General features: G+C 72.7%; 14 protein-coding genes. 6 read left to right on the top strand and 8 right to left on the bottom strand.

The features are described 5' to 3' along the window. Together EAO73_RS03605 and EAO73_RS03610 are read right to left on the bottom strand one after the other, a co-directional pair. Positions 1–336, bottom strand: a complete 336-nt coding sequence (locus EAO73_RS03605; RefSeq protein ID WP_147970048.1) for a hypothetical protein — start codon at positions 334–336, stop codon at positions 1–3. Next, positions 305–886, bottom strand: coding sequence for an RNA polymerase sigma factor (locus EAO73_RS03610; protein WP_147970049.1), 582 nt, complete (start codon positions 884–886; stop codon positions 305–307). The genes EAO73_RS03605 and EAO73_RS03610 overlap by 32 nt, the downstream gene beginning before the upstream one ends. A gap of 336 nt (positions 887–1,222) precedes the next feature. Between EAO73_RS03610 and EAO73_RS03615 the strand changes: the two genes are divergently transcribed. Next, on the top strand, positions 1,223–1,825 hold the full coding sequence (locus tag EAO73_RS03615; protein ID WP_147970050.1) for a hypothetical protein: 603 nt from the start codon (positions 1,223–1,225) through the stop codon (positions 1,823–1,825). Between the two features lie 183 nt (positions 1,826–2,008). Here EAO73_RS03615 and EAO73_RS03620 read toward each other — a convergent pair whose 3' ends face one another. Next, complete coding sequence (locus EAO73_RS03620) at positions 2,009–2,482, bottom strand: nuclear transport factor 2 family protein (protein ID WP_147970051.1); 474 nt, start codon at positions 2,480–2,482, stop codon at positions 2,009–2,011. A 417-nt stretch (positions 2,483–2,899) separates the two neighbouring features. Continuing rightward, positions 2,900–3,817: an aminoglycoside phosphotransferase family protein gene (locus EAO73_RS03630; protein ID WP_147970053.1), complete on the bottom strand. Its 918-nt coding sequence runs from the start codon at positions 3,815–3,817 to the stop codon at positions 2,900–2,902. Here EAO73_RS03630 and EAO73_RS03635 point away from each other — a divergent pair. Then, positions 3,816–4,406 carry a DUF6228 family protein gene (locus EAO73_RS03635; protein WP_224756167.1) on the top strand — a complete coding sequence of 197 codons (591 nt, stop codon included), beginning with the start codon at positions 3,816–3,818 and terminating at the stop codon, positions 4,404–4,406. The two genes, EAO73_RS03630 and EAO73_RS03635, sit on opposite strands and share 2 nt — an antisense overlap. A gap of 111 nt (positions 4,407–4,517) precedes the next feature. Here the strand turns inward: EAO73_RS03635 and galE are convergent, their stop codons facing one another. The 3 genes from galE to EAO73_RS03650 all read right to left on the bottom strand — a co-directional run bounded on the left by galE (position 4,518) and on the right by EAO73_RS03650 (position 7,041). Beyond that, positions 4,518–5,513 (bottom strand): UDP-glucose 4-epimerase GalE, encoded by a 996-nt coding sequence (gene galE / locus EAO73_RS03640; RefSeq protein WP_224756168.1) that lies wholly within the window; start codon positions 5,511–5,513, stop codon positions 4,518–4,520. A 176-nt stretch (positions 5,514–5,689) separates the two neighbouring features. Beyond that, a complete protein-coding gene (locus EAO73_RS03645; RefSeq protein ID WP_147970054.1) occupies positions 5,690–6,196 on the bottom strand; it encodes a hypothetical protein in 507 nt (168 codons plus the stop codon). Positions 6,197–6,627: 431 nt separating this feature from the next. Further along, positions 6,628–7,041, bottom strand: a complete 414-nt coding sequence (locus tag EAO73_RS03650; RefSeq protein ID WP_147970055.1) for a winged helix-turn-helix transcriptional regulator — start codon at positions 7,039–7,041, stop codon at positions 6,628–6,630. Between the two features lie 133 nt (positions 7,042–7,174). On the opposite strand from EAO73_RS03650, the gene EAO73_RS03655 reads away from it, so the two are divergent. Continuing rightward, the gene (locus EAO73_RS03655; protein WP_147970056.1) at positions 7,175–8,110 is read left to right on the top strand and encodes an NADP-dependent oxidoreductase; all 936 of its coding nucleotides are present in this window, start codon (positions 7,175–7,177) and stop codon (positions 8,108–8,110) included. A gap of 25 nt (positions 8,111–8,135) precedes the next feature. Here the strand turns inward: EAO73_RS03655 and EAO73_RS03660 are convergent, their stop codons facing one another. Continuing rightward, positions 8,136–8,642, bottom strand: coding sequence for a GNAT family N-acetyltransferase (locus tag EAO73_RS03660; RefSeq protein WP_147970057.1), 507 nt, complete (start codon positions 8,640–8,642; stop codon positions 8,136–8,138). Positions 8,643–8,885: 243 nt separating this feature from the next. Here EAO73_RS03660 and EAO73_RS03665 point away from each other — a divergent pair, with 243 nt between their 5' ends. The 3 genes from EAO73_RS03665 to EAO73_RS03675 form a co-directional block, all read left to right on the top strand. After that, positions 8,886–9,521, top strand: coding sequence for an NADase-type glycan-binding domain-containing protein (locus EAO73_RS03665; protein ID WP_224756169.1), 636 nt, complete (start codon positions 8,886–8,888; stop codon positions 9,519–9,521). Positions 9,522–9,573: 52 nt separating this feature from the next. Then, positions 9,574–10,026: a flavodoxin family protein gene (locus tag EAO73_RS03670; protein ID WP_147970058.1), complete on the top strand. Its 453-nt coding sequence runs from the start codon at positions 9,574–9,576 to the stop codon at positions 10,024–10,026. A gap of 96 nt (positions 10,027–10,122) precedes the next feature. Then, a partial coding sequence (locus EAO73_RS03675; RefSeq protein WP_147970099.1) for a hypothetical protein occupies positions 10,123–11,473 on the top strand: 1,351 nt, incomplete at its 3' end.

Genomic DNA, 11,473 nt, shown 5'->3' on the forward strand with positions numbered 1-11,473 from the left:
CTACGGCCCCACGGGCCGCCCCGCATCGGCCCGCTCCGCCACCCGCAAACTGCACACCCCGTCCTCGCAATCGCGGCGCAGACGCCCCCGCGAGATGGTCTGTGCCAGCCCGATGGCCCAGCACATCGGGCATCCGCGCAGGGCCAGCACGCCCGCCGGCAGGAGCAGCAGGCTGAGCGGGCCGGTGACCGGGATCAGGGCGACCGAGGCGATCAGGCTGCCGAAGCCGGCCGCGCCCCGGGCCAGGTGGCGGGGCACGGACGCGCTCGCGAAGTCAGGGGCGTCGGACTTGGTGCGCGCCGTGTCAGGGGCGTCGGACTTGGTGTGCGTCGTCATGAGGGGCTCCCGTCGTGGTGTCGGGTACGGCACGGAGGGTGTGCTGCACCGCGGTGCGGGCGCGGTGCAGGCGTGATTTCATGGCGGCGGTGCTGAGGCCGAGCGCTTCGGCGGCCATGCGCCCGCTGTAGCCCTGGATGTCCCGCATGATCAGTACGCGGCGCTGCTCGGCCGGCAACGCCGCGATGGCCGCGGCTACTTCGGCCGCCTCCAGGCGTTGCAGGACCTCGTCCTCGGCGGAGCGCACGGCGGTGTCCGGCACGGCCGCGGGCGCCCGCATCGTCCGGGCGCGCCGCAGGCACTCGTTGCGGACGATGCGGAACATCCATGAGGCCAGCGCCCCGGACGCCCGGAGCATCCCGATCTTGCGGTAGAGGATGATCAGCGCTTCCTGCGCCGCGTCCTCCGCGTCCTCGGGCGTGGCGCAGAGGGAGCGGGCGAAGCGCCGTACGTTCGGATGCGCTCCGGACACCAGCGCGGCGAGCGAGTCGACGTCGCCGCTCTGCGCGGCGACGACCAACTGCTCGCCGGGCCAGGACGCGTCAGCCACGTGACTGCTTCCGCTTGCGCAGGACGACGTAACTGCACGTGCAGAGCAGCACGGCTCCGACGGCGATGGCGATTCCCACGATCATGAGTCCTCCTGGTGTTCCCGTACGCGCCGGCGTTCGTCGGCACATATACAGGAGGCGCGGCGCGCGAAAAGGATTCGCCCTCGGGAGGGTTGGTACGGGAAGGGCTCGGCTGCGTGCACCATGGCAGGCCCATGGTGCACGCGAGCAGCCCGCCCACCGCACCGCATACCCCGCACGCCGAGGCCCGTACAGTCCCCTCGGCCGCGGCAGCCGCGGCGGCCCGCGTCCGGACACGTCCGAAGGAGAAGCCCATGCCCGATGCGCAGGAGGCCGGAGACGGCGTCATGTCACACGAGGCCGGGCACGGCAATGACCGGGGCGGTGAGGCGGGAACCTCCGGGCCGGGGCGGCGGCGGCTCTCCTGCCTGGCCGTTGTGGTGGCTGTTGCGGCCGCAGTGGCAGGCGGCCTCGTCTGGCTGTTCCAGGGCCACCTGTCCCCGCCCTTCGGGGACGACCGGGCCTGCGACGGCAGCGACACGAAGCTCCCGCAGGTGATCTCCGCCGGAGGTGCGCCGATACCCACCGGAGCCTCCGACGTCCACTACTACACCCGGAACGGGAACGCCGAGGTCACCTTCGTCAGCGGCGACATACTGGACTACCTCCACGATGTCGGCGTCCTCCCCGACGACGCACCCCTGTTCGATGAGAAGTACGGCACCAAGGCGGAGGCCGGGGACGAGATCGCGCTGCCGGACGGCTTGTGCGGCTCCCCCTTGCGTGGCCCCGCCCGGGTCTACGGCTCCACAAGCACCGCCGGGTCCGGCGTCGCCGTCATGGTCGAGTGCTCCCCCGTCGACAACGACTCCTTCCGGCTGCCCACCCGTGTCGTGGTCACATACCGCCTCCCCTGACGCGCCCGGCCGAAGGCAACGGGTGCCGGGAGTTCTGTCGTGGTGGGCCCGCCGCGCTCGGATACATACGGCTCAACATCGCCACCACCCGCCTGCCGACACCCTGAGCGCGACGGACCCGGTCCGTCAGGCCGGGCCGGCCGGGGCCTCCGCCCCCGCCAACTCCCGTACCCGCGCCGCCGCCTACGCCGGCAGCACCGGCGGTTCGCCCGTCGTCCAGACCGCCCGGACCGTCATGCGGCTGATGCGCCAGCCGCCGTCGGTGCGCACGAACCGGCCCTCGTACACCCCGCCCACCGTGAACAGCGGGTGCGCCCCCTCGCCGCGCGCGCGGAGGGTGGAGTCGTGGTGTACGTGGGTCATGTGGGCGTTCCAGGAGACCTCGGCCGTCCGTGCTCCCGGCTCGGCGTGGACGAGGACGTCGGAGGCGAGGTGCAGGGTGGCGGCGTAGCGGCCGATGGCCTCTTCCACCTGCCGTAGCGCCTCGGCGCCTTCGGCCACGCCGAGCGGCGTCGTCACGTGCAGGTCGTCGGTGTAGTAGGCATCGGCCCAGCCCTCCTCGAACCGGCGCTCGTCCAGCGTGCGGAAGATGCCGCTGATGAGGGTGCTGATCTCGAAGTGGTCCTGGGCGGTCGCTGTGGTGCTCGTCGTGTTCATGGTTCGATGCTGCGACCTCAACGGGACTTGAGGTCAAGCGGTGTGAGACGCGGTGCCCGCGACGAGCCCGAACCGTGCTTCCCTTCGGGCAGCCGGCGGGCGACCATGGGGTACCGAGGAGCCGCACCGCGGTTCCTCCAGCAGAGCGGGGGACATCATGATCCTGATCGTTTCGGTCGTGGCTGTACTCGTCGTGGCCGTCGCCGCCTGCCTCGTCGCCCTCCGGCGCCGGGGCGGGTCCGGTGAGCGTGGGGCCGCGGCACGCGGGGCGGGAGAGCAGAGTTACGCGCAGGGCCTGGCGCAGGGACACGCACAGAGTCAGAACATGGGTCCGCAAGGGGGCTGAGCGCCGCGCCGGGTGTTCTGCCTTCCCGGTCCCTGCGGCGGTCACGCCGCGCACGGTACTCGGCCCTCGCGTCACCGCCCCGTCGACGCCACCAGCCGCTCCAGCGCCCGCCGTGCCGGCGGCCCCCACGTCGGCTTCCCGTTGGGCAGGCCCCGGTCGCCGTCGTCCGCGATGAGGAGGGCGGCGAGCGCGCGCAGGACCGCCCAGCCGCGGGCCCTGCGCAGGGTCGCCGCGTCCGGGGCCGGGCGGTAGGCGGCGTGGAAGCGGTCGACGGCGCCGTCCGGGAGCAGGGCCCAGGCGGCGGAGAGGTCGCAGGCCGGGTCGCCCGCGAAGAGGTCGCCGAAGTCGATGACACCGCAGAACGTGCCGTTGTCCGTCAGCACGTTGGCGGGATGCAGGTCGCCGTGCAGCCACAGCGCGGAGCCCTCCCAGTCGGGGGCGGCGACCGCGTCCTGCCACACCTCGCGGATGCCGTCCGGGTCGGGCGCCAGGCCCCGCTCGGTGACCAGGCCGAGGGTGTACTCGAAGCGTTCCGCGTACGGGGCCAGCGGTCCGCCGCGCCCTCGTCCGGCAGGCGCTTCGGCGGGCGCCGGCCGGTGCAGGACCGTGAGGAACCCGGCCAGCGCGTCGGCCGCCTCCTCGGCGCGCGTCGCCGGGACGCGGTCGGCCGGTTCGCCGGGCACCCAGGTGGTGACCAGCCAGGACCGCGGAAACCGTTCGGACGGCACGCCGAGGCGCTGCGGCACGGGCACCGGCAGCGGGAGGTCCGCGACGAGCCCGGGAACCCAGGCGTGCTCCTTCAGCAGCAGCTCGTCCGCGGACTCCGTCGCCCACGGCAACCGCACGGCGAGCTCGTCCCCCAGCCGCCACAGCTGGTTGTCCCAGCCGCGCGCCCCGAGGCTCAGGGGGAGGCCGGCGAGGTCGGGGTGCTGGTCGCGGAGGAGGCCGCGGATCAGATCGGGGCTGAGGTCGGCAGGGGCTTGGCTCATGCGGGCCACGGTAGCCGGGCGGGAGCGGGCCGGGGGCGTCGAACTCCCCTACGGGCCGGACCATTTCGTACGGCAGCAGCGGCTGCTGAATCCCGATTCCTGCCAACACACCCCGCTGCCCTACCGTTCCTCCATGACCACCCCCGACGTCGCCCGCAGCGACGGGCCCTGTGTGACGATCCGCTGCCAGGACAACCCTGCCATCGGTGTGGAGTTCTCCGACCGGTTCGGCTTCGACGAGGACTCCGTGCACTATGCCGTCGAACTACGGGCCCCGGGCTTGACCGCACGGGTCGACGAGGTCGTCGCCCGGATCTGGGACAGCGATCTGTACGCGTTCCTGGAAGAGCTCGCCGCCGACTACCGGGGATGGCACGGCGAACGGACCTGGCACAACAACGACCGTGACCTCACGGTGTCCGCCGTCTTCCGTTCCGGCGGCCACGTCGGACTGACCTGGACCGCACGCCCCTGGCCGGAAGCCCAGGCCGGCTGGAGCGCCTCGGTGACCACCTGGTCGGAGGCCGGCGAACAGCTGGTGTCCCTGGCGGCGGACATCCGTCGCTTCCTCACCGGAGGGCCTCGGTGACGACCGGTCCTTGAGCCCCCTGGGCGGCCTTGCGCGTGCGCGGGGTGGGGGCGGCTTGAGCCGGCCGGTGGGGGCCCGGTGCCCCGGCAGAAGGTGAGGCGAGAGCGGCGGTCAGTCCTTCAACAGCTCGTCGCGCACCGGGATCCAGTCCAGGGCGGAGCGGATGCCGTCCTCCAGGGACAGCTTCGGCGTCCATCCCAGCAGCTCGGCCGCCCGATCGCTCCTGGTGTAGCCGCCGGCCACGTCACCGGGCCGCCGGTCGGTGACGACCGTGGCCAGCGGGGTGCTGACGACGTTGTTGAACGCCGCGCACAGTTCCCGGACCGTGGTGCCGGAGCCGGTACCGAGATTGATCGCGATCGAGCGCTTCGATCCCGTGAGAACGGAGTCGAACCGCTCGATCGCCGCGATGTGAGCCGCGGCGAGGTCCCAGACGTGCACGTAGTCCCGGATACCGCTGCCGTCGCGCGTCGGATAGTCCGTTCCCGTGATCGGGAACGGACGGCCCTCCCCGTGCGCCTGGATCAGAACGCCCAGGGCGTGGCTGGGCCGCTTGAGCTGAAGCCCCGTACGCAGCTTCGGGTCGGCCCCGACGGGGTTGAAGTACCGCAGCGACAACACGCGCGGTCCCGCCACCGCGATGTCGGCGAACATCTCCTCGCACACGGCCTTGGTCCGCGCATAGGGGCTCTGCGGCGCCAGCGGCGAGTCCTCGTTCACGGGCGAACCGTCCTCGGCCCGATAGATGGAGGCCGAGCTGCTGAAGATGATGCGGTCGCAGCCGTTGCGGTGCAGGTGGCTGACGAAGGCCAGGCTCTTGGCCACATTCGCCTCGTAGTAGCCGATCGGGTCCGCGACGGAGTCCGGCACCACGATCAGCGCGGCGCAGTGCACCACAGCGGAGATGTCCGGGTGCTCCGAGAAGATCCGGTCGACAAGTGAGCCGTCCGCGATGTCGCCCTCGTAGAAAGTGCGGCCCTCGGTGAACTCGCCTCTCCCCCGGACAAGGTTGTCGAGGATGACGGGCGTGATACCCGCGTCGATGCAGGCCGAGGCGACCGTGCTGCCGATGTATCCGGCTCCCCCTGCGACAAGGACCTTCACCACGATGCTTCTCTCCCACCCTCGTTTCAGCCGATACGCGACCGGCAGCAGGCTAGCGAAGAATCCGGGCGGGCCTGCGCCGGTGGCGGTCGCAGGCCGGGCGCCCGGCGACGCGTCCGGGGGGTGGGGCGCGCTGGGCGGATGCGTGGTTGTCGCGCAACCCCCGGCTACGGGCCGACCTATTTCTTCGCCGCTCGCGTCAGTACATACGTGTTGCCGCTGTCGGGGTCCCCGTAGAAGAAGAACAGCTTCACCTCGCGCTCGCGCTTGGAGCGGTCCACGTAGAGGGACCAGTCGTACGTGGTCGGGGGCCGGGTGTCCGCGGACGATGCCTGCACATCGGCAGGATCCTGGGCACGTTCGTCCACCCCCGTCGAGGTCTTCAGCGCGAGCCGGACGACCTGGCCGCCATCGGTGTCGGCCAGCCGCCAGGTCCCGGTACCGGACAGGCGCCAGCCCTCGTCGTAGTCGAAGTCCTGCCCGTCGAGCTTCCTGAGCACCGCCGTCCCGTCCTCGCGCAGTTCGACGCGGGTGCCCTCGACGTTCGACCAGTGCCCGGCGACCTGGGCAGCGGTGGCGTCGTGGACGCCGGTGCCGCTGTAGTACTGGGCAGGGCCGGCGCAGGCCGCCAGGACAAGGCCGCAGAGCGCGGCGATCCCGGCCCGTATGGTGCGCCTGCTTGCCACTGATGCCTCCCGCTACTGATCCACGCCCGAAGCGTTGAACGCGTTCAACCATACGGACCGCGAAGTCGCCTCAGGCTTCCGGGGGTTGTTCCTGGGCACGAAGGGCAGAGCCTCCGTGAAGTTGCTTGAACTCGTCCACCAGGGACTCCAGGAAGGCCTGGGACCATCCCCGCGCGTGCGGGGAGCAGTTTCCTCTCCCCGTGGGGCGCTAGGTCATGTGGGGGCCATCCCCGCGCGTGCGGGGAGCAGCTTTGTGGCCTGCGACTTTAGCTCGCGGGGGTGCGGTTTCTGGCCGCTTTCGCACAATCCGACATAACGGCCCCAACGCTCATAACGCTGATATACAACGCAGTTGAGGGCAACAAGCCTCTCTTACGCCGCCTCACCGCGTCGTACCCGCTGGGGCTTCCGTACGCCCCGGCAGGACGGCCTCACGCCGGATCGGCCGAGGCCCTCGCCCCGTCGTACTCCGTCCGCGCCTCCAGGACCTCGTCCATGTTCTGCTCGGCCCATGCCTTGATCGTCCGCATCACCGGGACCAGGCTCTCGCCCAGCGGGGTCAGGGCGTAGTCGACGCGGACCGGCATCGTCGGGGTGACCGTGCGGGTGAGGAGGCCGTCGCGTTCCAGGGCGCGAAGGCTCTGGGTCAGCATCTTCTGGCTGACGCTGACCAGGGTGCGCGCCAGGTCGGTGTAGCGCTGCGGGCCGTCGGCCAGGGCGTTGATGATCAGGCTGACCCACTTGTTGCTGATGCGGTCCAGCAGTTGGCGGGCCGGGCACTCGGCGAGGTAGGCGTCGTACGCGGCTCGGGCCTCGATGCGGGCCTCGGTTCGGGTCTGCTTCATGGCTCACCTTCCCGTGCGGTGGGCACCTCGAAGTGCCTACTTCCCTATGGAGAGTAGCTCTCCCTAGGGTCGTCGGCATCGGAACGCCTCGGTCACCAAGGCCGATGCGGCCGGCACACGGGAGGAGACGCGCATGCGCGCGGTCGTGGTACGGACGGTGGGCGGGCCGGAAGCGCTGGAGCTGAGTGACGTACCCGTGCCGGTGCCCCGTTCCGGGCAGGTACGCGTCCGTGTCGAGGCCGCCGCCGTCAACCCCGTCGATCTCGCGACCCGTTCCGGCGCCCTGATCGAGGCCGGGCTGATGGAGCCCCGGGAGGTCATCGGCATCGGGTGGGACGTCGCCGGCCGGATCGACGAAGTGGGGCCCGGCGTTACGGAGTTCACTCCCGGTGACCCCGTGATCGGCATCCAGGATCGGCTGGACGTCTCGCTCGGCACCTACGCCGAGTACGTCGTACTGGACGTCGGCGCCGTCGCGTCCGCCCCCGAAGGGCTCTCCCCCGTCGAAGCGGCCACCCTTCCGCTGAACGCGCTCACCGCGCAACAGGCCCTGGATCTCTCGGGGTTGGGTTCAGGCCAGACGCTGCTGGTGACGGGGGCGGCCGGGGCGGTCGGCGGGTACGCGGTGGAGCTCGCGGCCCGGCGCGGGACAGCCGTGGTGGGGGTGGCGGCGGAGCAGGACGAGCCGTTCGTCCGGAAGGCGGGGGCACGGTGGTTCGTGCCGCGCTCGGCCGATCTCGCTCGCTCGGTACGGGAGTTGGTGCCCGGTGGCGTGGATGCCGCCCTGGACGCAGCCGTACTGGGGCTGCCCGCGCTGGGGGCCGTCCGCAATTTCGGCGCCTTCGTCTCCGTCATCGGGGGCGCGGCCCCCGTACCGCTGCGGGGTGTCCGGGTGCACGAGCAGTGGGTGGCCGGTGACGCGGCCGCCCTGGGCCGGCTCTCGTCCCTCGCCGCCACCGGCCGGCTCACGACGCGTGTGGCCGACACGTTGCCGCTGGAGGAGGCGGCGCGGGCGCACCGCCTGCTGGCCGAGGGGGGTGTACGCGGACGGCTCGTCCTGGTCCCCTGACCGGCCGGCCGCCCGTGCCCTTGGCTCAGGCCAACTGCTTGTGCATGACGATGCACGGCCGGCCGTGGGCGGTGTCGGCGCGGCGGTCGACCTCCTGCCAGCCGAGCGCGCCCCAGAACGCGAGGGCGTCGGGGTTGTTCTCCAGCACGGCGAGCCGGAGCCCGCTCCGTCCCCCGGCCCGGAACCGGTCCTCGACCAGCCCGGCGAGGCGGCGCCCGACCCCCGTACGGCGGGAGCCGCCGTCCGTCATCAGCAGCCCGATCCAGGGCAGCCCGTCCTTGGGGTGCCGGTCGAGCAGACAGACGAGCCCGGCCAGGCACCCTTCCCCGTCGCGAGCGAGCAGCACCTCGCCGCCCTCCGTCGCGGCCTCCTCCCGCAGATCCGCCTCGACGCGCGACGCCCGGATGTCGTCGGGGTCGTACTCGCCCGCCGCGCGCCAGTACGCCGGGTTGCTCGCGTAGAGAGCGACGACCTCGTCGATCTCCTCCTGCGTGAATCGGAGCGGGCTCCGGCTCGCCGTGCTGGAGAACAACCCCGACGCCCTCGCGTTCTGGGGGCCCCGGCGCCGCGCTGGAGCCGTGGCACGCGGACGGCGGCATGGATTCCGGCGCCCCCGTCTCCTCCTTGGCGAGGCCGAGGAGACCGGACAGGTGCGGCAGGGCGAACCACACGCCGACGAGTACGAGGAGCAGCGCGATGGGTATGCCCAGCCGGGGCCCGCGCCGGCTTCGTCGGGGACGCGACCCGGCCTCGTGGCCCTTCGCGGGGCCCCGGCGTGCGCCCGCCCTGGTGGCGCCGCCTGTTCCGCCGGGGCCCCGCGAAGGGCCACGAGGCCGGGTCGCGTCCCCGACGAAGCCGGCGCGGGCCCCGGCTGGGCATACCCATCGCGCTGCTCCTCGTACTCGTCGGCGTGTGGTTCGCCCTGCCGCACCTGTCCGGTCTCCTCGGCCTCGCCAAGGAGGAGACGGGGGCGCCGGAATCCATGCCGCCGTCCGCGTGCCACGGCTCCAGCGCGGCGCCGGGGCACGCCGCGAGCGCGGCGTTCGACGGCTTCAACAACCGCTACTGGGCGCCGAAGAAGACCGGCGACGGTGCGGGGGAGTTCCTGGAGTGCGTGTTCGACGCGCCCGTGGGGATGCGCAAGATGGTGGTGTTCGCCGGGACATCGGCCCGCAACGACGAGTTCCTGACGCAGGCCCGGCCGTCCCGGATCATCGCGGAACTGACCGCGAAGGACGGCACCAAGCGCACGCGCACGATCCGGCTGGCCGACCAGGCGGGGCAGCAGACCTTCGACGTCCGGGGCTCGCAGACCGTCCGCGTCCGGCTCACGGTCGACTCGGCGTACGGCACGGGGAAGGGGCGCCGGGTGGCGATCGCCGAGATCGAGTTCTTCGGCCACCGCTCCTGACGGGGTGTGCCCGGCTTGCGGCGACGGAGGGGGCACGGCAGGGTTCGGTGCTGTGCCCACTCTCCTGATCGTGCATCACACACCGTCCCCGAACTGCCAGGCCCTCTTCGAGGCCGTCGTCTCCGGCGCGACGACGGACGAGATCGAGGGCGTACGCGTCGTACGGCGCGCGGCACTCGCCGCCACGGCTTCCGACGTCCTCGCGGCGGACGGCCTGCTCCTCGGCTCCCCGGCGAACCTCGGGTACATGTCCGGGGCGCTCAAGCACTTCTTCGACCAGATCTACTACCCGTGCCTCGACACGACCCGGGGCAGGCCCTTCGGCTACTACGTCCACGGCGGCAACGACGTCACCGGTGCCGTACGGGGCATCGAGACGATCACGACCGGCCTCGGGTGGCGCCGGGCGGCGGACGCCGTGAAGGTGACGGGCGAGCCCGGCAAGGCCGATACGGAGGCGTGCTGGGAGCTGGGCGCCACACTGGCGGCGGGCCTCACCGAATAAGGGCTGCGCGGCCGGCCTTCGGAAGCTACGCTGTGCCGCGATGACGACTCACTCTCTCCGAAGATTGGGGGCCCCGTCCGCGCAAGGTGAGTGCTGATGGCCACTCATCCCGCCGACGGAGATCCCTTCCTGTCCTTCTGGCTGCGCGTGCGCGAGTTCGCCGTGCCGCCTTCCATGATCGAGACCGCGACCGCTCGCCGTCGCGCCGGTGACTGGGCCGGTGCGTGCGCCGCCGCGGGAATCGACGTCGACTTCGCGCCCCGGGCCCTGTCCCGCACACATGGGCGGGAACGCGCCGCCCGTGTACGCGACGATCTGCGCCACCTGGCACCGGACCTGCTGCGCTGGCACATGCCGAGGATCGCCCCGCGCGGACTGCTGCGTCCGGGGCTGACCGTCGCGCTCGCGCGGTACGACCCCGAGCCGCAGGCCGGTACCGCTCGCGCCCCGGCACCGCTGTACCTCGTGGCGAGAACTCCCCCTGCCTGGGCGGACGCCGGTCAGCGGATCAGCCTCGGCCTCTGGGACGGCACCGGCCCCGGGACCGTACGCCTTCATCCGCACCCCCACCCCAGCCGGCGGTTCCGGCTGGACGTGCACCGCCACCTGTGGGACGCACGCCGGGCCGCCGAACTGCGCCATCGCGCGGGAGCCGGCCCGACGGCGCTGACGGACCCGGACCTGCTCGACCTGGTGCCACAGGGGCGCCGCTGTGCCGTCGACCGCTGGGCGGCGGAGGCGGAGCTGCTGCTCAGGGCCGAGGGACGTTCCTCCGGACCGGTCGCCGTGCGACTCGGTGGCCGGCACCGGGTGCTCCTGGACGTCGTCGCGCACCCGAACGGCCAAGGGCCGCCCGCCCTGCGGGTGGCGCGGGGCCGGGAGGACGCCGCCCGCACGCCCTTGGTGCTGCCCGACGCCGCGACCTGGGCGCTGCCCGATCGGGAGCTCCTGCGGGCGGGCGCGATCGACGCCGGCCGGCTGCACCCGCTCGTCCTGGGCGCACTCCTGCCGGGGCACCGGCCGGCCGGGCCGCCACCTGAGCCGGGAGATCCCGGGCAGCCACGCCTCGTGGACTGCCGGGGCGCCCGGCACCGGATCGGCCAGGCCGACGGGGTGCTGTCCGCCCTGGACCACGATCCCGCCGAGGTCCGCCGGGAGGAGCTGCTGGCCGCGCTGACCGGGACACCGCTGCCGTGTCTGCGCGCCATCGACGAGGCCCACCGGCGCCCCGACTGCCTCACCGGGGTTCGCGAACGGCTCGACCACGGCGACATCGCCGGTGCCCTGGCGGTCGTCGAAGACCTCCTCGGCCCCGGCGCCCAGCTCCGGGACGGTCCGCTGCGGGACGAGCTGGAGTCGGCCGCGCTGCGCCGGATCACCTACGGGCTGTACCGCGCCGACCTCATCGAACCGGGCCCCCGCAACCGGGTCCCCGGCCCACCGCGCC

Source organism: Streptomyces sp. col6, assembly GCF_008042035.1.
Classification (GTDB): domain Bacteria; phylum Actinomycetota; class Actinomycetes; order Streptomycetales; family Streptomycetaceae; genus Streptomyces.